This window comes from Pseudomonas guariconensis (assembly GCF_015680235.1).
In the GTDB taxonomy this organism is placed as follows: domain Bacteria; phylum Pseudomonadota; class Gammaproteobacteria; order Pseudomonadales; family Pseudomonadaceae; genus Aquipseudomonas; species Aquipseudomonas guariconensis_A.
In genome coordinates, this window is record NZ_JADLJL010000017.1 from 72,387 (window position 1) to 96,477 (window position 24,091).

Consider the following 24,091-nt stretch of genomic DNA (forward strand, 5'->3'; position numbering starts at 1 on the left):
GGAACTGCTTATTTTTTAGGAGCACAACGTGCCCGTCGTCTTTGTCGCCGCCTCGAAACTCCCGACTCCCTTCGCGATCTTCACCATGCATGGCTTTCTCGACGAAGCCACGGGCCGTGAGCATGTAGTGCTCAGCCTGGGTGATATCGCCGACGGCGAGCCGGTGCTGGGGCGCCTGCATTCCGAATGCCTGACTGGTGATGCGCTGTTTAGCCAGCGCTGCGATTGCGGCTCGCAACTGGAGGCCGCGTTGCAGGCCATCGCCCGTGAAGGCCGTGGCGTGCTGCTGTATCTGCGCCAGGAAGGCCGTGGCATTGGTTTGCTGAACAAGATCCGCGCCTACGAGCTGCAGGATGGCGGTGCCGACACCGTCGAGGCCAACGAACGCCTGGGCTTCGCCGCCGACCAGCGCGACTATGCCATGTGCCAGCCCATGCTCGAGCACCTGGGGGTAGGCTCGCTGCGTCTGATGACCAACAACCCGCGCAAGGTCAAGGCCCTGACCGACATGGGCATCAAGGTCGCCGAGCGCGTGCCGCTGCACACTGGCCACAACCCGCACAACCGTCTCTACCTGGCCACCAAGGCCGGCAAGCTTGGCCACATGATGGGCAACGAACACCAGGGCGAGCCGCAGGCGTGACCCGCAGCCAGGTGAAGCGGCGCCTGGCGCTGGCGTGGTGGCAATACCTGGCGGTAGGCCTGGTGCCGCTGCCGGTGATGGCGTGGGCCTTCGGTGGCGGCGATACCTTGATCCCTGTCCTGGCCATGCCGCTGTTCATCGCCGGCGCTGCCTCCATGTTCCTCAGCCTGCCGCGTTTCGGCGCCTACAAGCGTGCCTTGATCGCCACTTCGAAGGCCCTCGGCTCGCCCGAGGAGCCCCAGGCATGGATCGAGCTGGCAGGAGTGCGACGCATGGCCATGCTGTTCGCCTGTTTCCCTGCCTGGGTGGCGGCACTTTCGGTGCTGGTCGGCTTGGAGGCGGTGCCGCAGATTCTTCTGGCACTGTCCACCGTGGTGCTGCTCTACCTGTACCGCATCCCCCGCCAGCTGGGCTGATGCGCATTCTTTTCTGCCTGCTGGCCCTGTTGGCCTTCGGCGTCAAGGCCGAAGGCGTTTCTCGGGTGGTCAGCCTGGCCCCTTCGATGACCGAGATCATGCTTGAGCTGCATGCCGACGACTTGTTGGTGGGTGTGCTCGACGGTGGCCAGCGACCGGCGTCACTGCAGGGCCTGCCTTCGGTAGGGCGGTACAGTCAGCTCGACATGGAGCGCCTGCTCAGCCTTGCACCCGACCTGTTGTTGTTGTGGCCCGACAGCGTGGCGCCGGCCCAGCGCGAACAGCTCAGGCGCCTAGGCATCCCGACTTTCGTCGGCGAGCCCAAGGACATCGACCAGTTGATCGGGCAGATCGGAGCCATTGGCCAGCGGGTAGGGCGTGCCGAGCGAGGCCGGCAATACGCGGCCGCCTTGCGCGAGCGGCTGCAGGGGTTGCGCGAGCAGTACCGGCGACAACAGCCGCTGCGGGTGTTCTACCAGGTGTGGGACCGACCGCTGTACACCCTCGGCGGGCAGCAGATCGTCAGTGATGCGTTGGAGGTCTGCGGTGCGCGGAATGTGTTTGCCGACCTCACCCAACCTGCGCCCCAGGTGAGCGTGGAGTCCGTGCTGTTGCGCGATCCGCAGGTGATCCTCGCCGGCGACCAGGCCCAACTGGCCAGCTGGAAGGCCTGGCGCACCCTCGATGCGGTGGCCAATGACCGCTTGCTGGTAGTGCCCGACAAGGGGCTGGAACGCCCCAGCGGCCAGATGATCGAGGCCACGGCGCGCCTGTGCGAGCTGCTTGCGGCTAGAGCGCCGGCGTCCAGGTGACGCTCAGCAGCCAGGTGCGGCCTTCTTCGCGGTAGCCGTAGTTGGTGCCCTGATAGTTGTAGTGGGTGCGGCTGTACTGTTTGTCCAGCAGGTTGTCCAGCTTCAGATCGAGCTTCAGTTCACGGCTTGCCGCCCAGCTTCCACGCAGGCCCAAGGTGCCATAGCCGGCAATTGGGTCGGTATTGGCTTCATCGTTGTAGCTGCTGCTGGCTGCTTGCCAGGTGGCGCCAACGGCGAAACGGTCGAACTGACGGTCGAGATCCAGGCTCAAGGTACGCCGCGCCCGGCGCGACAGGGTATGACCGTTCTCGCGGTTACGCGGGTCGGTCAGCGCCAGGGCCAACTGCGATGTCCAGCCGTTCCACTCCTGGCTTAGCGCCATCTCGAAGCCGTTGATGCGAGCCGAGCCTACGTTTTCTGGCTGGACGCTGTATTCGATCGCGTCACGCAGGTCGGTACGATACAGCGACGTTTCCAGTTTGCTGCTGTCGCTTAATTGGCTGCGCCATTGAAGCTCATAACTCTTCGAATGTTCGGGTTTCAGGCCTGGGTTGTTGTAGCCGGGAAAATATAGATCGTTGAAAGTGGGTGCCCGGAAGCCTTCGCTGTATGACAGCAGCACGTCGTTGTTCGCATCGAACGGTACAGTCAGGCTGCCGCTCCAGGTGGTTTGCCCACCGAATTGCTGGTTCTTGTCGTGGCGCAGGCCCAACTCGGTGGAAAAATCTTCGCCACGAAAACGATGTTGGGCAAATACCGCGCGATTCCAGCGGCTGTCCTCGGTGAAGTCGGCACTGGCATGGACGCGGTCTTCGTACCAGTCGCCGCCCAAGAGCAGATTGTTGCGCTCGTCCAAGGCCACGGTGTTCTGCCAGGTGGCCTGGTCGCGGTAGGTATTGAACGGGAAGCTCGAGTGGCTGAGCTTGTCCCGGCTGTCGTCGCGGTTCTCGCTGTGAGCCACTTCGAGCCGGGTGTTCCATTGCTCGGTCACTTGGGTATCCAGATAGCTTCCGATACTGCTGACGGCGAAGTTCGAATAGGGCTCTTGCGGGCTGAACCCGCGTGGCTCGTCGTACTCGTGGCGCCCACGGCTATCAAGCACATTCACTCCCGCCTCGAATCGCTCGCCAAACGTATGGCTCAGGCTCAGGTTGAACGACTTGTTGCGATAGGCATCGTGATCGCTGTCACTGGCGAACGAAGGCCCGGTCGAGTCGATGCCCGCGGTTTCGTCCAGGCTGGCCCCCAGGTTGAAACGGGTCGCGCCGTTGCCGCCGGAGAGCCCCAGGCTTCGCTGGAACGTCTGGTTGCTGCCCGCCGCCAGGCGCAGGCGCGGCTGCAGGCCTGGGCCATTGCCACGGCGGGTGAAGATCTGGATGACTCCGCCAATGGCATCGCTGCCATAGATGGCCGAACGCGAGCCACGCAACACCTCGACCCGCTCGATCTGGTCGATGTCGAGAAACTGCAGGCCGCTGTCGCCGGAGGTGGCGTTGGCGATGCGCACGCCATCGACCAGTACCAGGGTTTGGGCGGCCTTGGTACCGCGGATGAAGATCCCCGGCAGGCTGCCTCGACCACCGGTAGGCGCCACTTGTACGCCCGGCACGCGGCTCAGCAGATCGGTGACGTTGGAAGGCTGCAGGCGATCGATATCCGTACGGGTGAACACCGTGTTCGCGGCACTGGTGGCGCTGCGTGATTCGACCTGGCGGCTGGCGCTGACCAGTACGTCGGGGAGCTTGAGGGCGTCGTCGCGGCCCGGCTCGGCGGCCAGCAGCGGAAGAGGGAGGCAGAGCAGGGCGAAGGCAGGGGATTTCATTGACTGTTCCATTTTTCGAGGGCTGCGCCTTCGATCACGGCACAAGGCCGCTCCTACAGGGGCCACGCAGCCCTGTAGGAGCGGCCTTGTGCCGCGATGGGCCGCCAAGCGGCCCCGGGGATTACAGGCCGAGCCTGGCCAGGCGGGCTTTCACCGAAGCCTCGATCCCGGCCGCATCCAGGCCACATTCAGCCAGCATCTGCGCCGGTTTGGCATGCTCGACATAAATATCCGGCAGCCCCAGGTGCAGCATTGGCTTGAGCACCGCCTCGCGAGCCAGGAACTCACTGACCGCAGCGCCGGCGCCGCCCATGATGGCGTTCTCCTCGACGGTCACCAGCAGCTCATGGTTGGCCGCCAGTTCCAGCACCAGGGCCTCGTCCAGTGGTTTGACGAAACGCATGTCGACCACGGTGGCGTTGATCTGCTCTGCCACCTTCATCGCCTCGGCCAGTTGTACGCCGAACACCAGCAGGGCGACCTTCTCGCCCTTGCGGCGCACCACACCCTTGCCAATCACCAGCGGTTCCAGATCGCCGCTGATCGGTGCGTTGGGGCCGGTACCGCGGGGGTAGCGCACCGCCGCCGGGCCGTTGTACAGGTGGCCGGTGGTGAGCATCTTGCGCAGCTCGTTCTCATCGCTCGGGGTCATTACCAGCATGCCCGGGATGCAGCGCAGGTACGACAGGTCGAAGCTGCCGGCGTGGGTCGGGCCGTCCTCGCCCACCAGGCCCGCACGGTCGATGGCGAACAGCACATCGAGGTTCTGCACCGCCACGTCGTGGATCAGCTGGTCGTAGGCACGCTGGAGGAAGGTCGAGTAGATGGCGACCACCGGCTTGGCGCCCTCGCAGGCCATGCCCGCGGCCAGCGTGACCGCATGCTGCTCGGCGATGGCGACGTCGAAGTAGCGCTCGGGGTAGCGTTCGCTGAAGGCCACCAGGTCCGAGCCTTCCTTCATCGCCGGGGTGATGCCCACCAGGCGGTTGTCGGCAGCGGCCATGTCGCACAGCCATTGGCCAAACACCGCCGAATACTTCGGCCCACTGACCTTCTTCGGTGCGGCGGGCTTGTCGACGGGCTCGAGCTTGGTGATGGCGTGATAGCCGATCGGGTCCAGCTCGGCCGGGGCGAAGCCCTTGCCCTTCTTGGTGATCACGTGCAGGAACTGCGGGCCCTTGAGGTCGCGCATATTGCGCAGGGTGGCGATGAGGGTCGGCAGGTCGTGGCCGTCGATCGGACCGATGTAGTTCCAGCCCAGCTCCTCGAACAGGGTGCCGGGTACCAGCATGCCCTTGGCGTATTCCTCGGTGCGGCGGGCGATTTCCCAGGCACCTGGCAGGCGCGACAAGACCTTCTTGCTGCCCTCGCGCATGCTTGCGTAGGTGCGGCTGGAGAGGATCTTGGCCAGGTAGTTGGACAGGCCGCCGACATTGCGCGAAATCGACATGTCGTTGTCGTTGAGGATCACCAGCATGTCGGCATCGACTTCCTGGGCGTGGTTCAACGCCTCGAAAGCCATGCCAGCAGTCAGGGCGCCGTCGCCGATCACTGCGATGGACTTGCGCGGGTCGTTCTGCAGGCGAGCGGCGATGGCCATGCCCAGTGCCGCGCTGATCGAGGTGCTGGAATGGCCGACGCCGAAGGTGTCGTACTCGCTTTCCACGCGGCGTGGGAAGGCGGCGATGCCGTCTTTCTGGCGCAGGCTGAGCATGCGATTGCGCCGGCCGGTGAGGATCTTGTGTGGGTAGGCCTGGTGGCCGACGTCCCACACCAGGCGGTCGTCCGGCGTGTCGAAGACGTAGTGCAGGGCGATCGTCAGCTCGATGACGCCCAGGCCGGCGCCGAAATGCCCACCGGTCTGACCAACGGTATAGAGCAGCTCCTGGCGCAACTCGTCGGCCAGGGTCTCCAGGTCGGCTTCGGCCAGCCGGCGCAGGCCGGCAGGCGTGTCAGCGCGGTCCAGCAATGGCGTGACCGGGCGTTCGCGGGGGATCTCTTGAAACGTCGTGGGCATCAGGCGAGTCGTTATAGATATGAAGACGCGGCAGTTTACCCCATTGTGGGAAAAGCTGCCCATGCAGGTGTGGTGGACGCTGCCCCTGTGGGTGATCACCCAGCCCTTCGGGCTGCGCCGTCGTGCAGAGCACAAGCGGCTAGCGATGCCCCTGTGGGAGCGGGCTTGTCCCGCGATGCGATGTTGGATTCACCGACGTCATCGCGGGGCAAGCCCGCTCCTTGAGCAGGCGAGCATGCTTTAATGGCGACGCTCGACGATATAGCGAGCCAGTGCGCGCAAGGGTTCGGCGCTGTCGCCAAAGCCTTCGAGCGCGCCCAGGGCCTGGTCGCGCAGTTCCAGCGCGTAGGCCTTGGCCGCCTCCAGGCCCAGCAGAGCCGGATAGGTGGGTTTGTCGCGGGCGATATCGGCGCCCTGGCGTTTGCCCAGGGTGGCGGTGTCGCTCTCTACATCGAGAATGTCATCCTGCACCTGAAATGCCAGGCCGATTGCCTGGGCGTAGGTCTGCAGGGCGCCCAGCTGCGCCTGGCTGGCGCGGGCGCTGGCCAAGGCGCCGAGGCGTACGCTGGCTTCGATCAGGGCGCCGGTCTTATGCCGGTGCATGTATTCCAGGGCCTTCTGGTCGAGCTTCAGGCCCACCGAGCCCAGGTCGATGGCCTGGCCGCCGACCATACCGGCCGGGCCGGCAGCCTGGGCCAGGGCTTGGACCATCTGCAGCCGAACGGTATCGGCCTGGGGGCTCAGGCGCGGGTCGAGCAGGGCGCTGAAGGCCAGGCTTTGCAGGCCGTCGCCAGCGAGGATGGCACAGGCTTCGTCGAAGGCCTTGTGGGTGGTCGGCTGGCCGCGGCGCAGGTCGTCGTCGTCCATGGCCGGCAGGTCGTCATGCACCAGCGAGTAGGCATGGATCAGCTCGACCGCACAGGCCGCGCCATTGGCCTGTTCGGCCGGGGCGCCGAAGGCTTCGCAGGCCGCGTAGGCCAGCAATGGCCGTACACGCTTGCCGCCGTTCATCACGCTGTAGCGCATGGCTGCATAGAGCCGCTCGAGCTCCTTGGACGGCGCCACGAACAGCGGCTCGAGGGCCGCATCGACACGCGCTTGGCAGCTTGCCTGGTACTGGCCGATCATGCTTCGGGCTCCGCGTCGAACGGCTGGGCCGCCAGCTCACCGTCGCGTTCGAGCAGGATCTGCACCTTCTGCTCGGCCTGGGCCAGGGCGGCCTGGCAATCGCGGGTCAGGGCGATGCCTTGTTCGAAGGCGGCCAGCGACTCTTCCAGCGACAATTCGCCGTTCTCCAGGCGCTCGACCAAGGCTTGCAGGTCGGCGAGGGATTGCTCGAAATCGATGGAGGCTTTTTTGCGGGCCATGGCGACTGTCTCGGTGGCTTTCAGAACGGCGCGACACTAGCAGAGCAGGGCAAGGGGAGCAAACTTCCCGGCCCTGAGGCTGGATTTACCGACCCGAGCGTTGGCCCAGCGGATGATGATCGTCGGACCGCTGTGCGGCCTTTCGCGGTGCAAGGCCGCTCCTACAGGTGCGCCGTTAGCGCAGGCTCGGTGGGAGCCGGCTTGCCGGCGATTGGGCCGCTGCGCAAGGCCGCTCCTATAGAGCGGAGCCATTCTCGATGTGTAGGAGCGGCCTCGTGCCGCGAAAGGGCTGCGACGGCAGCCCCAAGGCCCGTCAGGCGGTCGCCGTTTCCAACGCCAGCGCCTGGCGATACTGCGCCAGTTCCTCGATGGTCAGCACCGGCAGGTTGTATTGCCGCGCGTACACCGCCACCTCCTCGCCGCGGGCCATGCTGCCGTCGGGGTTCATCAACTCGCACAGCACCGCCGCCGGCCGCAGGCCCGCCAGGCGCGCCAGGTCAACCGACCCTTCGGTATGGCCCCGACGGGCCAGCACCCCGCCGTTACGCGCGCGCAGCGGGAACACATGTCCGGGGCTGACGATATGGCGCTGCTCGGCGGTCGAGCGCAGAGCAGCCTCGATGGTGGTGATGCGGTCCTGGGCGGACACGCCGGTGCTAACGCCCTCGGCCGCCTCGATGCTGACGGTGAAGCCGGTGCCATGGCGGGCCTGATTGTTCTGCACCATGGGAGCCAGTTGCAGGTCGTCGACGGTGGCCTCGTCCAGGCACAAGCAGACGATACCGCTGCAATCGCGGATCATCATGGCCATGGTCTGCAGCGAGATGTTCTCGGCGGCGGCGATGATGTCCGCTTCGTCCTCGCGGTCGTCATCGTCGAGCAGCAGAACGGGGCGCCCGGCCTGGAAGGCGGCGATGGCAGCAGTGACGTTGGGGAATTTCGGGTGGTGCTTGGTGGACATGAAACGCTCCTCGTGATTGATCGATGAACGTCTCGGGGCGAACAAAACGCGCGCGCAGGAACACCGGATGGCCCCCGCCTGACGCCTTCTTTCATCCGGACTATGACCGTCGGCCCTGGAATCTCACCAGGTCTGCTGACCCCCGGCATGGCCGGGGCGCTCGCGGGCTCATCTTTCGATTTACCGCCGGTGGGGACTTTCACCCCGCCCTGAAGACCCGGCAAGCATACAGCACTGTGCCACCCTGCGGGCAAGGCCGGCCTACGACCTTCGGCGGTATGATGGTCACCAACGCCTTTTTCCGGAAACGACACCATGGACATTCTCGAAGTCGCCGGTGGCAAGCCGGTCAAGTTGTGGACCGACGGCGTACCCGTGGAAGACGATGCCCGCCGGCAGTTGTTGAACACCGCACGCATGCCATTCATCTTCAAGCACCTGGCGGTGATGCCGGATGTGCACCTGGGCAAGGGGTCGACCATCGGCAGCGTAATTCCTACCGTGGGCGCGATCATCCCGGCCGCAGTGGGCGTGGACATCGGCTGCGGCATGATCGCCGCGCGCACCTCGCTGCATGCCCGCGACCTGCCAGACAACCTGCACGGCCTGCGCAGCGCCATCGAGCAGGCCGTGCCTCATGGCAAGACCTTCGGCCGCCGCGACCAGGGTGCCTGGGACCAGGTACCGAAGCAGGCCGACCAGGTGTGGCGTAGCCTGGCCGCGCGCTTCAAGGCGATCACCGACAAGTACCCGCGTCTGGAAAAGACCAACAACCGCCATCACCTAGGAACGCTTGGCGGTGGCAACCACTTCATCGAGGTCTGCCTGGATGAAGCCGAGCGTGTGTGGTTCATGCTGCACAGCGGTTCGCGCGGGGTGGGCAATGCCATCGGCAACCTGTTCATCGAGCTGGCCCAGGCCGACATGCGCCAGCACCTGGCCAATCTGCCGGACAAGGACCTGGCCTATTTCGAGGAAGGCAGCCGGCATTTCGCCGATTACACCGAGGCGGTGGAGTGGGCCCAGGATTTCGCCCGGCATAACCGCGAGCTGATGATGCAGGCGGTGGTCGGCGCTGTGCGCAAAGCCCTGGGCCGGCCTTTCGAGGCGAACCTCGAAGCAGTCAACTGCCACCATAACTATGTGCAGCGCGAGCGGCATTTCGGTCGCGAAGTACTGGTGACCCGCAAGGGCGCGGTGTCCGCGCAGAAGGGGCAATTGGGCATCATTCCGGGCTCCATGGGGGCCAGGAGCTTCATCGTGCGTGGGCTGGGTAACGAGGAGTCGTTTTGCTCCTGCAGCCATGGCGCCGGCAGGGTGATGAGCCGGACCAAGGCCAAGAGCCGCTTCACCCTCGAGGACCAACGGCGCGCCACCGCCCATGTGGAGTGCCGCAAGGACAAGGACGTGATCGACGAGATCCCCATGGCCTACAAGGACATCGACGCGGTGATGCAGGCCCAGCGCGAGCTGGTGGAAGTGGTGCACACCTTGCGCCAGGTGGTGTGCGTCAAGGGCTGAAGAAGCAGGGCCACGCTTTCATAAATCAACGCATAACTATTTGATTTTGCAGGTCCTTGTGGGAGCGCCGCACCGCCGCTCCCACAGGGGGAGGCTGCGCTAGCCGCTTGTTCTTTGTGCGGCAGCGCAGTTGATCTCCCTCATAAAAAGGGACGTGTGGTCAGATGCCCGGCATCGGCACGAAGCCGGGCAACTGCTGGATCCGGTCCATCCAACGGGTGATATGGGGGTAGGGCACCAGGTCGACACCGCCTTCAGGAGCCAGCGCGACATAGGGGAATACCGCGCAATCGGCAATGGTCGGCCGCGACAGCGCCAGCCACTCGTGCTTGGCCAGGTGCGCGTCCAGCAAGGGCAGGATGCGCGCCGCTCTCTTCAGGGTGTCGGCCTTGTCGATGGCATAGCCGAACTTATCCACAAGGCGTGCGGCGGCAGGGCCGTTCTGGATCTCGTTGGCCGCGGTGGAAAGCCACTGCATGACTTCGGCCTGCAGGTGCGGCTCCACCGGCCACCAGGCCGCCCCGCCATAAGTGCCGGCCAGGTACACCAGGATCGCCTGGGAATCGCGCAGTACCCGCTGGCCATCCACCAGGATCGGCAGCTCGCCCCACGGGTTGAGCTCGATCAGCGGCGCGCGCTTGTGTTCACCGCCGAGAAAGTCCACGGGAATGATCTCCAGGTCCAGGTTCGCCAGATGGGCGAACAGGCGGACTTTGTAGCAATTGCCGGACAGTTCCAGGTCATAGAGCTTCATGACGTTTCCTTGTTATTGAGCCAGTAGCTGGTTGAATTCCAGGACGTTGCCGTCGGGGTCGCGAATGAACAATGCAACGCGACGCGGCCCGATGCGGTGCGGCCCTTCGGTGATGGTGATGCCTTGTTGGTGCAACCAGCCCTGCAGGGCCTCCAGGTCTTCCACGATGAAGGCCGGGTGGGTCATGCCGGGCAGCTTGATCGGTGCATCCAGCAACACGTTATGGGCGCGGGGCTGGCGGGCACCGTTGAAGATCAGGTTGATGCGCACGCCGCTGGGCGTGAGCATCTCGTTGGCTTCGAAGTCGCTGAACCGCGCGCTTTCGACGAACCCCAGCGCTTCGTAGAAGGCCACGGCGCGGCTGCGGTCGCTGACGCGGATGCCGATGTGATCATAGGCGAGGATCGGCGAGGGGCTTGGGGCATTGGCACTCATGACGGAAACCACACACATGTTCGGAGGTGCCCAGTGTGGCCATTGACGGGCGTTTCACCAATGCCTGTAAGCTGACAACACTATTGCATTTGTTGCACAGACGAGACCCGACGATGGACCGATTGAAAGCCATGGCCACCCTGGTGCGTATTGTCGACAGCGGCAGCCTCAGCGCCGCGGCGAATGCCTCCGGGCAATCCACCGCCTCGGTGGTGCGCACCCTGGCGGCGCTGGAGAAGCACCTGGGCACGCGCCTGCTCAATCGCAATACCCGGCACCTGGCGTTGACCGAGGAGGGTGCCGAATTCCTGGCCTGGAGCCGGCGCATACTTGCCGAGTTCGACGAGGTTGAACACGGCTTCGATGCACGGCGCAAAAGCCCCGGCGGGCTGCTGCGCATCACTGCGCCGGTGGAGTTCGGGCGCCGCTACGTCGCGCCTTTGGTCAACGAATTCCTGGCGCTGCACCCAGCCATCCAGGTAGAGCTGACCTTGCTCGACCGTCTCGTCGACCTGCTTGACGAAGGCGTGGAGCTGGCCATTCGCATCGGGCAACTACCGGATTCTTCGTTGATCGCAATGCCCCTGGGCCATACCCGCCTGGTGCGCTGCGCAAGCCCAGACTACCTGCAACGCAATGGTATGCCGCAGCAGCCGTCGGACCTGCTGGCACATACCTGCATCGGCTTCGCGCCCCAAGGCAGGCAGTGGCAATTCCAGGAGCAAGGGGCTGTCGTGACCCGGTCCATTCCTGCGCGCATGACCACCAACCAGATCCAGGTAGCCAGCCTGGCTTGCCAGCAGGGTGTCGGTATTGGTCAGCTGCTGCACTATCAGGTGGCCAGCGAGCTGGCCGAGGGTCGGCTGGTGCGGGTGCTGCAGGCGTACGAGCTGGCCGACCTGCCGATTCAGATGGTGTACCCGCATTCGCGGCTGCTTTCGGCGCGGGTGCGGCAGTTCATCGACTGGGCTTCGCCGCGGCTGAGTGCGGTGATTCCCGATCCGGCAGTGTGAAAGGCAGGCATTAAAAAGCCGGCTTGTGGCCGGCTTAGCCAGCATCCATTAAAATTCCACAATGTTCAGCGAAGCCTAGTATTTACGGGGCTTTCAGCCTATTATTCGTCCAGTTGCTTCCGATGGTTTTCACTTTTATCCGCTTCCAAAGTGTGGGTCAAAGTGTGGGTCGGGAGGTGTGGGTCAGGATTTTGGAGGCTGTATGGGCAAGCTGGCTGGCAAGACCGTCGAGTCCTTAATAAGGGCTGGGGTTCCGGGTAAAACCAATGATGGTGAGGGGCTGTATTTCCAAATAAGCAAAGCCGGCGCATCGAGCTGGATTTTCCGCTACAAGCTGGAAGGAAAGGGCAGGGAGATGGGGCTAGGGCCGTATCCGGCTGTAACCCTTGCCGAAGCACGACAACTGGCAGCCGCCCAGCGCAAGGTTTTGGCTACTGGCGCTGACCCGCTCGCTGCTCGTGATGCTGACCGCGAAGCGAAGCGAGAGGCTGAGCGTCAGGCTCAGGCTCGCCGAATTTCGTTCGAGACGCTGGCAGTCGAGTATCAGGCAGCCCATGGCGCGAACTGGTCGGAGAAATGGCGCAAAGGATGGCTCCGCAAACTGGAGCTGTACGCCTTCCCAGTCATCGGCAAGCTGCCTGCCGGAGAGATTCAGACTGAACATGTCCTGAAGGTGCTGCAACCGATCTGGGCAACGAAAACCCGCACCGCCGATGAGGTTCGCGGCCAGGTTGAGCAGGTGCTAGATGCCGCCAAGGCTCGCCGACTGCGTGATGGCGACAACCCGGCCCGCTGGCGTGGCCACCTGGATAACCTTCTGTCCAAGGCCGAAAAGAAGAAGGCCCGTCAGCGCCAGCACTTCCCCGCGATGAAGTGGCAGGACGTGCCGGCCCTGATGCAGAAGCTGGCGCAGGATGAGAGCCACGCAGCCGTCGCCGCTAGGCTGATGATTCTGTCAGGCGCACGTGCGCAGATGATCCGGTTTGCCGCCTGGGGCGAGTTTGACCTAGATGCAGGCGTTTGGTCGCTGCCTGCTGAGCGCATGAAGATGCGCAAAGCCTTCTCTGTTCCTCTGTCTGCCGAAGTCGTCGAAATGCTCAAGTATCTGCCGCGTATCGAGGGCAGCCCGTATTTATTCCCTGGCCAGGGTAAGACCGGCGCCATGCACGCCAACGCCGTCCGAAATCTGTTGCACGGTCTCGGGCATGACGACGTGACCCGCCACGGCTTCCGTTCGAGCTTTCGAGATTGGGCGAACGAATGCACCCATTACCCACGTGAAGTGTGCGAACTGGCGCTAGCGCATGACGAGCGCGACCAGACCGAAGCCGCCTATTCACGATCCGATTTTCTGGAAAAGCGCCGCGCCCTGATGGCCGATTGGGCGGCCTACTGCACAAGCACTCCAGCCAATAACGTAGTCCCAATGCGGAGGGCGAAGTAATGAAAGTAAATGTGCCTTTGACGCCGGAGGAGCACGCGCAGGCTGATGCGGAGTATGAGCGTGTAGTTGTGAATCAGAAAAAGTTCATCCGAGATATGGCGGATAAGCTGGAGTCAGGTGAAAAGCTGGACTCCTTCGAGTCAGCAGTCATTGCGGCCGTCCTGCGTGGTGCTGCTGAGGGGATAAACACTCAGCGTAAGCTCCGGGCAGGGAAACCTGCAAAATTGCCTGGAGAAATATGTCTACTTTTCGCACTGAAAACGTTGTTTCAAGGCGCAAGCGAAAACGCAGCAATAGAAGCGCTTGCAGAGGAATATGAAGTTAGCACCACTGCCGTTAAGAAACGTCTCGGTAAGGCTGGCAAGGGCATAGAGCAAGAGGCAGCGCGGCAAGAACTGCAGGAAACTATTGCGTGGCTGAAGCGCCTTAAAGTCAAGGAAACTTAATAGTCAGAGTTAGTTACTAAACGGCCAGTTTTCTTGTGCGTAGTTTCCATAACCGTCCAAGCTCAACCGAGGAATGACGGTTATGTCCAATATCCAACCCCGCCATATCATGCGTCTGCCAGAAGTTATTACGGCTACCGGCTACAAGCGCAGCTCCATCTACCTGTTCATGGAACAGGGTACTTTTCCGAGATGCCGCCGCATTGGCCCGCGCGCCGTCGGCTGGGATAGTCTGGAAATTGAAGCCTGGATTCGCTCCAAGTTGGGAGGTCAGCAATAATGGCCAACCAACAAAAAAACGTCTCACTGGCGAGCGACTGGCACCGGATGGGTGGCGGCTATTCGTGCCGCTTCACCATAAGAAATGGCGAATTTCACGCGGATTGGTCCCCACGCTTTCCGAATCCGCGCAACCGACGACGAATCATCAAAGCAGGCAAATACTTCGCTGCCCGGCATCAGTTTCTAACGAAAGTGGCGGAGAACATTGGCGGCAATGTTCTTTGTATCGGTGCGGGGAGCCTAAGTTGATGACAGACATTGAAAGCGTCCGGGCGCCGGAGGCTTTACGCGCCCTGAAACAATGGCTTATCTGGCGGATGGAGCCCAATCCTAACGGGCCTAAACCCCGGAAGATGCCTTACTACGCCGGGAGCGGTAATCGCCGGGCGAAACACAACACCCCCGAAGACATCAGCCAGTTGGTGGGGTTCTCCGAAGCCAAGGCAGCCGCTAAGAAGAAAGGCCCTGATTGGGGCGTCGGCCTGGCTATGGTCAAGGGTTCCCCCGTAACGGCACTCGACTTTGATCGGTGCGTCAGCCGAGATCCTGAGGGCAATCCCGTGGTAGCGGATGAGGTGGATCGAATGATCGTCGGTACCTATGCCGAGATCAGCCCTTCCGGTACCGGCGTTCGTGCCTTTGTGACCGGATCTGTAGGTAACGGGCGCCAGGCACACCACGACGAATGGGAATATGGCCTTGAGCTCTTCAACGGCACAGGCTTTGTCACCTTCACCGGCAACGTGACTGAAACCACGAAGGCAACCGGCGACGAAAACACGGTAGCCCCGCCGACCGCTGCTTTGCTTGAGCATATAGAGAAGAGGTTCTGCCCCGCCCTGAAGGCAAAAAAGGAAGATATCGACGAAGGCGTTTTCACGCTCCCTCCGCCGCGGGTCGGGATGACTATCGACGAGCTTCGCAGGATGCTGGAAAACCTCGACCCCAACATGGGCAATAAGGAGTGGCACGATCTCGGCGCCGCCCTCCACCATGAGACTGAAGGATCGGCCGACGGCTGCGCGCTTTGGGATGAGTGGAGTTCAGGCGGCAACGGGTACCCTGGTACCGAGTATTTCGAGAATAGGTGGGAAGGCTTCGACTCAACCAAAGAAAACGCCATTCGTATAGTGTCGTACTTCAAGCTTGCCCAGGAAGGAGCGAAGGCGCGAGGAAAAACGTGGGAGATTCCTAACCGAAAACCAGCTCAGCCGATCAGCCCTGAACCCCGGATAAAGCTGCACAACCGCGCCGACCTTTTTAGCATGGCGCCTATCGAGTGGCTTGTTAAAAAGGTGCTCCCGGCCAAGGGGATCGCACAGGTCTATGGCCCGTCAATGTCCGGGAAATCGTTCCTAATGCTGGATATGGCGTGCCACATTGCCGAGGGCCGGGAGTGGTTTGGTTATCGAGTAAAGCAAACCCCCGTCGTTTATGCAGCACTCGAAGGGGAAGCAGGTTTTCGTCTGCGCGCAGAGGCATGGGAAAAGCAAAACGGCAGGCAAATCCCTGAACAGTTCCACATGGTTCTGCAAGCGTTTCGAATTGATGACCCCGACCACGTGGCAGCGTTGATTGCAGTTGTGCCGCATGGCGCAATGACGATTATCGACACCCAAAGCCGCGCAGCGCCTACCGTTGATGAAAATTCGGCAAAGGACATGGGTGCAATCCTCGAAGGCGCCAAGGCCATTGCCGATGCAACTGGAGGTATTGTGGTGCTGGTGGCTCACACCGGGAAGGATGCAAGCAAAGGCCCGCGAGGCCATTCGTCACAGATCCCCACGATGGATGCCGCCATCTTCGTTAACCGGGACAAGGATGTCAGGACATGGAAAATCGGCAAAAACAAAGAAGGCGTCGACGGTGTCAATCACTCGTTCACTCTTGAGGTGATCACGCTTGGGTACGACGAGGATGCCGACGAAGTGTCTTCATGCGCTGTTGTCGAGGCCGGGGGGAGGCTGACCAGTGAACCTGTTCCCCCTGGCGAACGAAAAGGGATTGACGCCTATCAGAGGGCTTGCGAGGCCGGGGGAGGAGAATTTGATAGCGAGGGGCAGTTTGTTGGCCTGCGCGAGAAAGTTTGGCGTGAGAAATTCTACGAAATCTACGAGGGTAGTGCCGCAGATACCCCGGACAAACATGTGGTCAAACCGGACACCAAACGAAAGGCATTCAACAGGGCCAGGGAAGCGTTGATTAACTCCGGCCGTGCAAGTGTTGTCCGGGCTGATGTTTACAGGATCGACGAGTTTGAACATGTTTGGAACTCTCATTCCACACCATGCCCATGAACCGGACACCCCGGACAACCACCGGACAAGTCCGCATCTGTCCGGTCGACGTAGGCCGGACGGACACGGACACGCGCTTATAAGCGTGTCCAGTGTCCGGGTGGACGTCTGGACAAAAACAAAAGTGATTTATCCCCCGCGTTTTCAATTGCCCTGGCTGAAGCTCCTGTAAGTCATGGAAACTTAATAGTCAGAGTTAGTTACTAAACGGCCAGTTTTTTCAGCGGTAGGGTCTCAATCGGAAATCCATTTTCGTTTGAGGCTCAAGCACTTATGAACCTGCATCAGCTCCGCGAGCAGCGCACCGCAAAAGTCGCCGCCATGCAATCACTGGTCAATAGCGCTGGCGCTGCTGGCCGTGACTTGACCGCCGATGAATCCAAGCAGTTTGACGCTCTGAAAGGCGAGGAACGTACCCTCTCCGCCAGCATCGAGCGCCACGAACACCTCGCCACTTTGGAAGTTCGCACCGCCGCACCGGTCGGCAAAGACACTGCCGAGACCTTGGAAGGGCGTGTGTCGCTGCTGTCCGTGCTGCGCGCTGGTATGGAAGGTCGTAACCTGACGGGCGCCGAGGCTGAGTATCATCAAGAAACTGAGCGCCGCACTGGCCGTAAAGCCGAAGGTGTGTTCGTGCCCATGGGCCTGCTGGAGCGCCGCGCCAACACCACCGGCACCGCGCCGGAGCTGGTGCCGACTGACCACCGCGCCGACCAATACATTAGCCCCCTGCGTGAAGCCCTGATGGCCCGCCGCTTGGGCGTGCGCGTGCTCTCTGGCCTGCGTGGCAATGTCGTCATTCCGAAGTTTGGCAGCGGCCTGGAAACTGGCTGGGTCGCTGAAGGCGGTGCAGTGCCGGAAGGCGAGATGGCCTTCGACAACGTAACCCTGGCGCCCAAGCACGTCGGCGGCAAGACCGAGATGTCCCGCCAGCTTATCCAGCAGTCCAGCCCGGACATTGAAGCCCTGGTGCGTCAAGACCTGGCATTCCTGATTGCCAAACAAATCGACCGCGCCATCATCGCGGGCAGCGGCGCCAGCAACGAACCGCGAGGCATCATCAACACCGCTGGCATTCAGACCGGCAACCTGGCCACCTTGGACTGGGCCAGCGTCATGACCATGGTTCAGCAGTTTGAAGACACTGAGCTGACCAATGCCGCATGGCTGACCACCAGCACCGCAAAAACCAAGTTCGCCACCACTCTCAAGGAAGCCGGTCTGCCGGGTTACCTGCTGGAAAACGGCCAGGTGGGTGGCTACCCGCTGAATGTCACTCGCCAGTTTACCGCCGACAGCGCCGGCGACTCTCCGGTGCTGCTGGGTGACTTCTCGCAGGTGCTGCTGGGCATCTGGTCCGAGCTGGACATTCTGGTAAACCCGTTTGCCGAACCGGCCTACAGCCGAGGCGGTGTGCAAGTGCGCGCGATGGCCACCTGTGACGTGGCCCTGCGCTACCCCGAAGCTTTCGTATTGGCCGAGGCGTAACCATGGAACTGGAGCGCCGTTTTTCTGCCGGTGCTGCCGTGGAAGGTCGCCAGCTTATCGGGCTGGCGGCCCCCTTCGGGGCAGAGACGAGCATAGGCGACTTCCGCGAGGTCATCGCGCCGGGAGCCTTCACCCGCACCTTGAGCGATAAACCGGACATTCTCGCCCTGGTGGATCACGACACCGGCAAGGTGCTGGGCCGTACCCGATCCGGCACGTTGGAGCTGCGCGAGACGTCCGAGGGGTTGGAATACCGTCTGACCCTCCCCGATACCAGCACCGGCAATGACCTGCGCACCCTGGCCAAGCGCGGCGACCTGGGCGGCGTGTCGTTCGGCTTCCGTGTCCTGCGTGACTCCTGGGCCGGCGACCTACGCACGCTGCAGGAAGTCGAGCTGCACGAAATCAGCATTGTGCAGGCACACCCAGCTTACCCGACCACCACCGTTAGCCTGCGTTCCCGTGTAGGCGACTGCCCTCGTCTGGCACTGGCCCGCCGCTACCTGGAGGCCATTGCGTGAAATTTCCCTGGTTCAAAAAGCATGAAACCCGCGCCGACACCTTCGACCCGTACTGGTCGCAATTCCAGTTCGGGCAAGACACCGCTGGCGTCCACGTTGACCACCGCAGCGCAGAAGGCGTGAGCGCCGTCTATGCGTGTGTGAGTGCGATTGCTGAGACGGTGGCCAGCTTGCCGCTGGACGTGTACCGCCGCACCGATGACGGACGCGAAAAGGCTCGCAATCACCCGTTGTATCACCTGCTGCATGATGCGCCGAACGAATGGCAGACCGCTCTAGAGTTTCGCGAACTGCTGCAACGTCACGTCCTGCTGCGTGGCAATGGTTATGCGCGCATCGTCTGGAACGGTGCGGGTCGAGTCGAAGCACTCAAGCCCCTGCATCCGGATAGCGTCACCGTCCTGACCAACGCCAGCAGCGACCGCCTGCTATACGACGTGACTGACCGCAACGGCAGGCTGACCCGCCTCACCGCTGATGATGTTCTGCATCTGCGCTTCCACTCTGATGACGGTGTGTTGGGCCGTTCGCCGATTCATGTGGCCCGCGACACCATCGGCCTGGCCCTGGCTGAGCAGACCCACGGCGCGAAAATGTTCGAGCAGGGCACTAAGCTGTCGGGCGTCATTGAGACCGCACCCGGAACCACTAAGGAACAGGCCGCGCAGATTCGCGAGAGCTGGTCCGTTGGCCAATCAGGCGTGAGCAACCACGGCAAGACCGCCGTGTTGCCGCAAGGGGCGAAGTTCAACACCGTGTCCATGACGCTGGAGGATGCCGAGTGGATCGAGGCCCGCAAGCTGTCGGTAATCGAGGTCTGCCGCCTGTTCCGCTGCCCGCCGGTCATCGTGCAATCCATGGAAAGCGCGAACTACTCCAACAGTGTGGAGCTGGCCCGCCAGTTCATCACCCTGACCCTGCGTCGTCACTTGGTCGCCTGGGAACAGGCCGTTAACCGCACCCTGCTGGGCGGTTCGTTCTTCTGTGAGCACAACGTCGAAGGGCTGCTGCGTGGCGATTCGACCACCCGTGCCGAGTTCTATCAGCGAGGCATCGAGGATGGCTGGCTGCTTAAATCAGAAGTGCGCCGCATGGAAAACCTACCCACTGTAGAAGGTATCGATGATGTCCGAGAAGAAACGCAAAATTCCAATGCTGGAACCTCGAGTCAAGGAGTTGCCTCCCAGGGTGAAGCCCCTCGAGCGCAAGCCGAAAAGGAGGCCAAATGAAGACGCCCAAGCCAGGGGGGAGTTCGAGATACAAGCCGAAGGCGAGGGTTATTTCATTATCCAGCGCGGCGTGGCGCCGGTTGAGAGCTCAGGTCATAGCTGAGGAGCCGTTATGTGGTTGGTGCTTGGCACGTGGCCTGTATGTGGCAAGCACCGAGGTGGACCACATCAACAACGATGGCGACGACAACCGCAGGGAGAATCTAGCTGGCATGTGTTGTTCGTGTCATTCCGTAAAAACTGCGCAAGACATGGGCAAGAGCACCACGATGGGCTGCGACGTGAACGGCATCCCGACCGACGCGCGCCACCACTGGAACATTCCGAAAAGATCACCAGCAGTTGACGGCACGCTGATCGCGCCCGACCTGCCTTCTAATCGTTAACTGCCTGAAAATCATGAAGACGACCGCTCGCCGCCCCCGATCTGACAGTGCCAAGGCCGCTGTAGCCGCTAGCCAGGCCGTTGCGCTTGGCCCGCTACTGCCGCCCACTCACGTACGGCTGCGAGAGTCTGATCGCCCTTTCTGGAACGCCATTGTGACCGCTCGCCCACGTGATACCTGGACTGACGCTGACCTAGTGCTGGCCGGCAACCTCGCTAGGGCGTATGCCGACATGGAGACCTTGCAGGAGAGCATCGAGCGCGACGGCATGTTGGTAGAAGGGAAGGTGAACCCAGCCTGTGAGCTGCTGGACAAGATGACCCGTCGCGCCCTGGCGACTGGCCGGCAACTGATGGTCGCCACCATTGCCACTGTGGGCAAGGCCCAGGACATTCACAAGGGGGCTGCGCTGGAGCGTGGCGCACGTCAGCACGAGGATGACGACCTGATCCCGACCTTGGGGACGCTGCAATGACCCGCGCTGAAAAGATCATCGCCTTTATCGAGCGCTATTGCATCACGCCCGAGGGCGCGGACGTTGGCAAGCCGCTGTGCCTGGCCGAATTTCAACGCCAGTTCATCCGCGACGTGTACGACAACCCGCACGGCACCCGCCGCGCCATCTTGTCCGTGGCCCGGAAGAACGGCAAGTCCGGCCTGATCGCGGGCCTGCTGCTGGCGCACCTTGTTGGCCCCGAGGCGAAGCAAAACAGCCAGCTTGTGTCTGGAGCCATGAGCCGGGACCAAGCCGCCCTGGTGTTCAACCTGGCCGCCAAGATGGTGCAGCTATCGCCCGCCCTGTCAAAGATCGTCCGCATAGTGCCGAGCGGCAAGCGACTGCTGGGGCTGAACCTGAATACCGAATTTCGTGCGCTGGCTGCCGATGGCAAAACGGCACATGGCCTATCGCCCGTGCTCGCCATTCTCGATGAAATCGGCCAGATACGCGGGCCGCAATCTGACTTCGTTGACGCCATCACCACAAGCCAAGGCGCCCACGAAGCGCCGCTGCTGATCGCCATCAGCACCCAAGCAGCCAACGACGCTGACCTGCTGAGCCAGTGGATCGACGACGCCAAAATCAGCAAAGACCCGCGCATTGTTTGTCGCCTTTACGCTGGGGCTGAAGGCTGCGACCTGATGGACCTGGATGCGTGGAAAGCAGCCAATCCAGCATTAGGCCTATTCCGCTCCGAGACAGACTTGCGCGAACAGATGCAACAGGCCGAGCGGATGCCTAGCATGAGCAACACCGCCCGCAACCTGCTGCTCAACCAGCGCGTCAGCCTGGACAGTCCATTCATCAGCCCAGACGTGTGGATGGCCTGCGACACCATGCCTGAGCCATTCGAGGGCCTGGTATATGCCGGCCTCGACTTGTCCGCCCGAACCGATTTAACGGCGCTGGTGCTGATAGGCAAGTCCGGGGGCGTGTGGCAGGTTCGCTCGTACTTCTGGACACCTGAGCAAGGGTTATTCGACCGCGCTAGAAAAGATCGTGCGCCCTATGACGTATGGGCGCGGCAAGGATTCATCCGCACCACACCGGGGGCCACGGTCGATTTGGAAGCGGTGGCGCTGGATATGGCCGAAATCTTGAGTGATTGCGACGTGGCTGCAATCGCCTATGACCGATGGCGCATCGACGTGCTGAAAAAGGAATTGGAACGCCTGGGGCTGGAGCTGCCATTGGTGCCGCACGGCCAAGGTTTCCGAGATATGGCGCCGGCACTCGACGCCCTAGAAGCAGAGCTGCTGAATGGCCGTGTCGCCCACGGTGGCCACCCTGTCCTGACCTTTTGCGCGGCCAACGCCGTTGCAGTGAAAGACCCTAGCGGCAACCGCAAGCTGGACAAGAGCCGTCGCACCGGGCGCATCGACGGCCTTCAGGCACTGGCAATGGCGTTCGGCGCCGCCCAGGTAGCCGAGACACCCGCCGATCTTGATACCGAGGTATTTTTCGTATGAGCCTGACCATCGCTGAAGCCAAGCAACATCTCCGAGTCTTGCACAATCTGGAAGACGACTTGATCCAACTTTATCTGGATGCCGCCAAGGGACACGTTGCGAAGTATCTGGGGAATGATCTGCCCGACCCTATGCCCGAGCCAATTCAGGCCGCCGTTTTACTGCTGACCGCTGACCTGTTTGTCAATCGGGAGCGCCAAGGGGACCGCATTCTGTATGAGGGCACGGCCTATTCACTGTTGCTGGCCCCGTACCGAACAATGGAGGTGCAGTGATGAATGTAGGACGCCGGAGACACCCTATCGAGGTGGAGGCATTTACCTATATCCGCGATCCGGATACTGGTGGGGTAATCGAAGGATGGGTCACTGTCGGCATTGAATGGGCCAGCATGGACGGTATCAGCGGGAAAGAATTCAACGCTTCTGCCGCAACGCAGAGTGTGGCAACGCACCGAGTCACTATCGCTTACCGGGACGACCTCACCACTTCTCACCGGTTTGTTTACCACGGTAAGAAATACGACCTAAAGGCCCTACTTCCCAACAATGATCGCACCGAACTGGTGTGCATGTGCCAGGAAGGGCTATTGACCTAATTCACCGTTTCCCGTGCGGCCCTTCGGGGGTTACGGGACGGGGTACAGTCGTGAGTCACCCGTCATGAAAGAACCGCGACAGCTTGCAGGCAGCCCTCCTTCCGACATTTTGTCGGTGCCGTGGCAAGCAACCCGCCCGCGCTTGGGCACAAAAAAGCCCCGCCTGAGGAGTCAGAGCGGGGCTTTCATCCTCAGTTCCGCCAAGACTGTTTAAGTTCATCGTCGAACCATAAGTCGATCATGTCGGAAACCGAAAGTGTACTTTTGAAGTCGAGGTGGCCTGGTGAATTGCTTCGTAGCCAATCTCTGAAGTCGGATGAGTGCAATTCTTGAATGCTCAACCGCTGTTGCGGCTCCAGCCGTCGCCAATGCCCTATAAGTGCGCGAATTTCTCGCTCTGCGTCAGCTTTTTTCATGAGGCAATCCCCGGACGAGTTGATCCCACTAGTCGCGATGAGTCTATAGCACCGCTCTGCTATTAGGCTCTTTCCGACGCCAAAGTGTGGGTCAGGGTGTGGGTCGAACTGGCGAAATTGCGCAGAGCCCAGTGTTTGCGCGATTTTTAGGCATTAAAAAGCCGGCTTGTGGCCGGCTTCTCGGGGACGGTCTTGGCTAATTTTTGGTAAGCCGCAACCGCCTTAAACGGTATGGCCACTAGGGCCTGAAAAAGATGGCGGACGGCTGTGTGAGGCGTCGCCAGGCCCTCTGGATCGCGGCTTGAGCCGGCCGGGGCGAAATGTGCCGCGTAGCATACTAGGGCCGGCGCGGGTTGCCCAGCAAAAAATGGCACAGGGTATGTCAGCCAGGCCGGCGCACGCTGACACACGACCAATGGAACACCCAACCGAGAATGTGCATACCCTGAGCTCGGCGTTGCTTGGGGGTATAGCGCTCGGTAGGCCCTTGGCCATGCAGGTAGAGGTTGCCCTGGCGATCGTGGGTCAGGCGGTCGACGCGCAAGCGGCCGTTGTGAAGCAACACGTAGGTTTCATCCTCGACGACCCAGGTCAAGCTGCGGTCGATGACCAGGATTGCATCCCTGGGAATGGGCGAAGGGGCACCCGATGGCGGCATGGAAACGCAAGCGGCATGTTCCAAATGGACGCCCAAGATTTGCAGTGCCTGTTCGGAGAACGGCAAGTACCGGCTCTCGTCAGGCTGGAGTCGGCCGTCCTGCAATGCATGGTACGGGATACGCAGCAGGCGCCCTTCGCGGATGGATGGGCGGGTCACATCGTCACGCGAGGCGCAATGGCGCGGAGGCGGGGTGGGGTGTTTCGGACCTTCGCCGCTGAGCAGCCAGCGCCGCTGTACGCAGAACAAATCGGCGATTTCATCCAGCCGTGCCAGGGGGACGCCGCGGGTAAACCAGTTGTTCACGTGCTGGGGCGTTACGCCACGCTGGGCAGCGAAGTCGGAAGGGGTCAGGTGGCACTCCAGGAGGAGGGCTCTTAGGCGGTCACCGGAGGTAGTCATATGGCCGAGTCTAGCGAGACGGCTCGTGCCTTGAAATGAACGCGTTGTTTATTGGTTTTGTAGGAAGGTGTGTGTAAAGAAGGATCTTTCTTAGGGGGCTGTAAGAATGAGTGAGTTTGAGCGCGCTATCGCCCGGGGCGCGGCGGCCGCGCCGCGGAGGCCTGGTGAGGTTGGGGGGGGGGTGGGGCGGGGGAG

The 24,091-nt window shown here is 62.0% G+C and carries 26 protein-coding genes and 1 riboswitch; of the genes, 18 read left to right on the forward strand and 8 right to left on the reverse strand.

The annotated features are described in order from the left end of the window. Positions 1–28 precede the first annotated feature (28 nt). Genes ribA through IRZ56_RS13835 form a run of 3 tightly spaced genes read left to right on the forward strand, consistent with a single transcriptional unit; the run spans position 29 to position 1,871 of the window. Positions 29–643 (forward strand): GTP cyclohydrolase II, encoded by a 615-nt coding sequence (gene ribA, locus IRZ56_RS13825; RefSeq protein ID WP_196145430.1) that lies wholly within the window; start codon positions 29–31, stop codon positions 641–643. Next, complete coding sequence (locus IRZ56_RS13830; RefSeq protein ID WP_196145431.1) at positions 640–1,059, forward strand: MFS transporter; 420 nt, start codon at positions 640–642, stop codon at positions 1,057–1,059. The genes ribA and IRZ56_RS13830 overlap by 4 nt, the downstream gene beginning before the upstream one ends. Next, positions 1,059–1,871: a cobalamin-binding protein gene (locus tag IRZ56_RS13835; RefSeq protein ID WP_196145432.1), complete on the forward strand. Its 813-nt coding sequence runs from the start codon at positions 1,059–1,061 to the stop codon at positions 1,869–1,871. The genes IRZ56_RS13830 and IRZ56_RS13835 overlap by 1 nt, the downstream gene beginning before the upstream one ends. Here IRZ56_RS13835 and IRZ56_RS13840 read toward each other — a convergent pair. The 5 genes from IRZ56_RS13840 to ribB form a co-directional block, all read right to left on the reverse strand. Further along, positions 1,849–3,693, reverse strand: coding sequence for a TonB-dependent receptor plug domain-containing protein (locus tag IRZ56_RS13840; RefSeq protein WP_196145433.1), 1,845 nt, complete (start codon positions 3,691–3,693; stop codon positions 1,849–1,851). The two genes, IRZ56_RS13835 and IRZ56_RS13840, sit on opposite strands and share 23 nt — an antisense overlap. Positions 3,694–3,814: 121 nt before the next feature. Further along, a complete protein-coding gene (gene dxs, locus IRZ56_RS13845; protein ID WP_196145434.1) occupies positions 3,815–5,710 on the reverse strand; it encodes a 1-deoxy-D-xylulose-5-phosphate synthase in 1,896 nt (631 codons plus the stop codon). Between the two features lie 240 nt (positions 5,711–5,950). Further along, positions 5,951–6,838, reverse strand: a complete 888-nt coding sequence (gene ispA / locus IRZ56_RS13850; protein WP_196145435.1) for a (2E,6E)-farnesyl diphosphate synthase — start codon at positions 6,836–6,838, stop codon at positions 5,951–5,953. Beyond that, positions 6,835–7,077, reverse strand: coding sequence for an exodeoxyribonuclease VII small subunit (locus IRZ56_RS13855; RefSeq protein WP_196145436.1), 243 nt, complete (start codon positions 7,075–7,077; stop codon positions 6,835–6,837). Before IRZ56_RS13855 ends, ispA begins: the two co-directional genes overlap by 4 nt. Before the next feature lie 313 nt (positions 7,078–7,390). Further along, positions 7,391–8,038 carry a 3,4-dihydroxy-2-butanone-4-phosphate synthase gene (gene ribB, locus IRZ56_RS13860; protein WP_196145437.1) on the reverse strand — a complete coding sequence of 216 codons (648 nt, stop codon included), beginning with the start codon at positions 8,036–8,038 and terminating at the stop codon, positions 7,391–7,393. Between the two features lie 79 nt (positions 8,039–8,117). Then, positions 8,118–8,259: riboswitch (FMN riboswitch) on the reverse strand. A 94-nt stretch (positions 8,260–8,353) separates the two neighbouring features. On the opposite strand from ribB, the gene IRZ56_RS13865 reads away from it, so the two are divergent. After that, on the forward strand, positions 8,354–9,559 hold the full coding sequence (locus tag IRZ56_RS13865; RefSeq protein WP_196145438.1) for an RtcB family protein: 1,206 nt from the start codon (positions 8,354–8,356) through the stop codon (positions 9,557–9,559). A gap of 160 nt (positions 9,560–9,719) precedes the next feature. On the opposite strand, the gene IRZ56_RS13870 is transcribed toward IRZ56_RS13865, so the two are convergent. Together IRZ56_RS13870 and IRZ56_RS13875 are read right to left on the reverse strand one after the other, a co-directional pair. Next, positions 9,720–10,313 (reverse strand): glutathione S-transferase family protein, encoded by a 594-nt coding sequence (locus tag IRZ56_RS13870; protein WP_196145439.1) that lies wholly within the window; start codon positions 10,311–10,313, stop codon positions 9,720–9,722. A gap of 12 nt (positions 10,314–10,325) precedes the next feature. Next, positions 10,326–10,748, reverse strand: a complete 423-nt coding sequence (locus IRZ56_RS13875; RefSeq protein WP_196145440.1) for a VOC family protein — start codon at positions 10,746–10,748, stop codon at positions 10,326–10,328. A 113-nt stretch (positions 10,749–10,861) separates the two neighbouring features. Between IRZ56_RS13875 and IRZ56_RS13880 the strand changes: the two genes are divergently transcribed. The 14 genes from IRZ56_RS13880 (at position 10,862) to IRZ56_RS13945 (ending at position 22,420) form a co-directional block, all read left to right on the forward strand. Next, positions 10,862–11,761, forward strand: coding sequence for a LysR family transcriptional regulator (locus tag IRZ56_RS13880; protein WP_196145441.1), 900 nt, complete (start codon positions 10,862–10,864; stop codon positions 11,759–11,761). Positions 11,762–11,963: 202 nt separating this feature from the next. Continuing rightward, positions 11,964–13,205 carry a tyrosine-type recombinase/integrase gene (locus IRZ56_RS13885; RefSeq protein WP_196145442.1) on the forward strand — a complete coding sequence of 414 codons (1,242 nt, stop codon included), beginning with the start codon at positions 11,964–11,966 and terminating at the stop codon, positions 13,203–13,205. Next, positions 13,205–13,651, forward strand: coding sequence for a hypothetical protein (locus IRZ56_RS13890; RefSeq protein ID WP_196145443.1), 447 nt, complete (start codon positions 13,205–13,207; stop codon positions 13,649–13,651). The genes IRZ56_RS13885 and IRZ56_RS13890 overlap by 1 nt, the downstream gene beginning before the upstream one ends. A gap of 82 nt (positions 13,652–13,733) precedes the next feature. Beyond that, positions 13,734–13,931 carry an AlpA family phage regulatory protein gene (locus IRZ56_RS13895; protein ID WP_230390385.1) on the forward strand — a complete coding sequence of 66 codons (198 nt, stop codon included), beginning with the start codon at positions 13,734–13,736 and terminating at the stop codon, positions 13,929–13,931. Continuing rightward, positions 13,931–14,182: a hypothetical protein gene (locus tag IRZ56_RS13900; protein WP_196145445.1), complete on the forward strand. Its 252-nt coding sequence runs from the start codon at positions 13,931–13,933 to the stop codon at positions 14,180–14,182. Before IRZ56_RS13895 ends, IRZ56_RS13900 begins: the two co-directional genes overlap by 1 nt. Then, positions 14,182–16,230, forward strand: a complete 2,049-nt coding sequence (locus IRZ56_RS13905; protein ID WP_196145446.1) for an AAA family ATPase — start codon at positions 14,182–14,184, stop codon at positions 16,228–16,230. Before IRZ56_RS13900 ends, IRZ56_RS13905 begins: the two co-directional genes overlap by 1 nt. Before the next feature lie 273 nt (positions 16,231–16,503). Beyond that, the gene (locus IRZ56_RS13910; RefSeq protein ID WP_196145447.1) at positions 16,504–17,718 is read left to right on the forward strand and encodes a phage major capsid protein; all 1,215 of its coding nucleotides are present in this window, start codon (positions 16,504–16,506) and stop codon (positions 17,716–17,718) included. A 2-nt stretch (positions 17,719–17,720) separates the two neighbouring features. After that, positions 17,721–18,239: an HK97 family phage prohead protease gene (locus tag IRZ56_RS13915; protein ID WP_137138219.1), complete on the forward strand. Its 519-nt coding sequence runs from the start codon at positions 17,721–17,723 to the stop codon at positions 18,237–18,239. Beyond that, positions 18,236–19,468, forward strand: a complete 1,233-nt coding sequence (locus IRZ56_RS13920; RefSeq protein WP_196145448.1) for a phage portal protein — start codon at positions 18,236–18,238, stop codon at positions 19,466–19,468. Before IRZ56_RS13915 ends, IRZ56_RS13920 begins: the two co-directional genes overlap by 4 nt. Next, positions 19,465–19,854: an HNH endonuclease gene (locus tag IRZ56_RS13925; protein WP_196145449.1), complete on the forward strand. Its 390-nt coding sequence runs from the start codon at positions 19,465–19,467 to the stop codon at positions 19,852–19,854. Before IRZ56_RS13920 ends, IRZ56_RS13925 begins: the two co-directional genes overlap by 4 nt. A 154-nt stretch (positions 19,855–20,008) precedes the next feature. Next, positions 20,009–20,329 (forward strand): P27 family phage terminase small subunit, encoded by a 321-nt coding sequence (locus tag IRZ56_RS13930; RefSeq protein ID WP_230390387.1) that lies wholly within the window; start codon positions 20,009–20,011, stop codon positions 20,327–20,329. After that, a complete protein-coding gene (locus tag IRZ56_RS13935) occupies positions 20,326–21,822 on the forward strand; it encodes a terminase large subunit (RefSeq protein WP_196145451.1) in 1,497 nt (498 codons plus the stop codon). Before IRZ56_RS13930 ends, IRZ56_RS13935 begins: the two co-directional genes overlap by 4 nt. Further along, the gene (locus tag IRZ56_RS13940; protein WP_196145452.1) at positions 21,819–22,097 is read left to right on the forward strand and encodes a head-tail connector protein; all 279 of its coding nucleotides are present in this window, start codon (positions 21,819–21,821) and stop codon (positions 22,095–22,097) included. The genes IRZ56_RS13935 and IRZ56_RS13940 overlap by 4 nt, the downstream gene beginning before the upstream one ends. Continuing rightward, on the forward strand, positions 22,097–22,420 hold the full coding sequence (locus IRZ56_RS13945) for a phage head closure protein (RefSeq protein ID WP_196145453.1): 324 nt from the start codon (positions 22,097–22,099) through the stop codon (positions 22,418–22,420). The genes IRZ56_RS13940 and IRZ56_RS13945 overlap by 1 nt, the downstream gene beginning before the upstream one ends. Before the next feature lie 798 nt (positions 22,421–23,218). Here the strand turns inward: IRZ56_RS13945 and IRZ56_RS13950 are convergent. After that, a complete protein-coding gene (locus IRZ56_RS13950) occupies positions 23,219–23,896 on the reverse strand; it encodes a transcriptional regulator (RefSeq protein WP_196145454.1) in 678 nt (225 codons plus the stop codon). Positions 23,897–24,091: the final 195 nt, after the last annotated feature.

Coding starts and splice junctions, on each gene's coding strand:
- IRZ56_RS13870 (WP_196145439.1), bottom strand. CDS start 10,313: ATGAAGCTCTATGACCTGGAACTGTCCGGCAATTGCTACAAAGTCCGC.
- IRZ56_RS13935 (WP_196145451.1), top strand. CDS start 20,326: ATGACCCGCGCTGAAAAGATCATCGCCTTTATCGAGCGCTATTGCATC.
- IRZ56_RS13875 (WP_196145440.1), bottom strand. CDS start 10,748: ATGAGTGCCAATGCCCCAAGCCCCTCGCCGATCCTCGCCTATGATCAC.
- IRZ56_RS13900 (WP_196145445.1), top strand. CDS start 13,931: ATGGCCAACCAACAAAAAAACGTCTCACTGGCGAGCGACTGGCACCGG.
- IRZ56_RS13940 (WP_196145452.1), top strand. CDS start 21,819: ATGAGCCTGACCATCGCTGAAGCCAAGCAACATCTCCGAGTCTTGCAC.
- IRZ56_RS13890 (WP_196145443.1), top strand. CDS start 13,205: ATGAAAGTAAATGTGCCTTTGACGCCGGAGGAGCACGCGCAGGCTGAT.
- ispA (WP_196145435.1), bottom strand. CDS start 6,838: ATGATCGGCCAGTACCAGGCAAGCTGCCAAGCGCGTGTCGATGCGGCC.
- IRZ56_RS13925 (WP_196145449.1), top strand. CDS start 19,465: ATGAAGACGCCCAAGCCAGGGGGGAGTTCGAGATACAAGCCGAAGGCG.
- IRZ56_RS13950 (WP_196145454.1), bottom strand. CDS start 23,896: ATGACTACCTCCGGTGACCGCCTAAGAGCCCTCCTCCTGGAGTGCCAC.
- IRZ56_RS13835 (WP_196145432.1), top strand. CDS start 1,059: ATGCGCATTCTTTTCTGCCTGCTGGCCCTGTTGGCCTTCGGCGTCAAG.
- IRZ56_RS13880 (WP_196145441.1), top strand. CDS start 10,862: ATGGACCGATTGAAAGCCATGGCCACCCTGGTGCGTATTGTCGACAGC.
- IRZ56_RS13905 (WP_196145446.1), top strand. CDS start 14,182: ATGACAGACATTGAAAGCGTCCGGGCGCCGGAGGCTTTACGCGCCCTG.
- IRZ56_RS13910 (WP_196145447.1), top strand. CDS start 16,504: ATGAACCTGCATCAGCTCCGCGAGCAGCGCACCGCAAAAGTCGCCGCC.
- IRZ56_RS13840 (WP_196145433.1), bottom strand. CDS start 3,693: ATGAAATCCCCTGCCTTCGCCCTGCTCTGCCTCCCTCTTCCGCTGCTG.
- IRZ56_RS13945 (WP_196145453.1), top strand. CDS start 22,097: ATGAATGTAGGACGCCGGAGACACCCTATCGAGGTGGAGGCATTTACC.
- IRZ56_RS13915 (WP_137138219.1), top strand. CDS start 17,721: ATGGAACTGGAGCGCCGTTTTTCTGCCGGTGCTGCCGTGGAAGGTCGC.
- dxs (WP_196145434.1), bottom strand. CDS start 5,710: ATGCCCACGACGTTTCAAGAGATCCCCCGCGAACGCCCGGTCACGCCA.
- IRZ56_RS13855 (WP_196145436.1), bottom strand. CDS start 7,077: ATGGCCCGCAAAAAAGCCTCCATCGATTTCGAGCAATCCCTCGCCGAC.
- IRZ56_RS13895 (WP_230390385.1), top strand. CDS start 13,734: ATGTCCAATATCCAACCCCGCCATATCATGCGTCTGCCAGAAGTTATT.
- IRZ56_RS13865 (WP_196145438.1), top strand. CDS start 8,354: ATGGACATTCTCGAAGTCGCCGGTGGCAAGCCGGTCAAGTTGTGGACC.
- ribB (WP_196145437.1), bottom strand. CDS start 8,038: ATGTCCACCAAGCACCACCCGAAATTCCCCAACGTCACTGCTGCCATC.
- IRZ56_RS13885 (WP_196145442.1), top strand. CDS start 11,964: ATGGGCAAGCTGGCTGGCAAGACCGTCGAGTCCTTAATAAGGGCTGGG.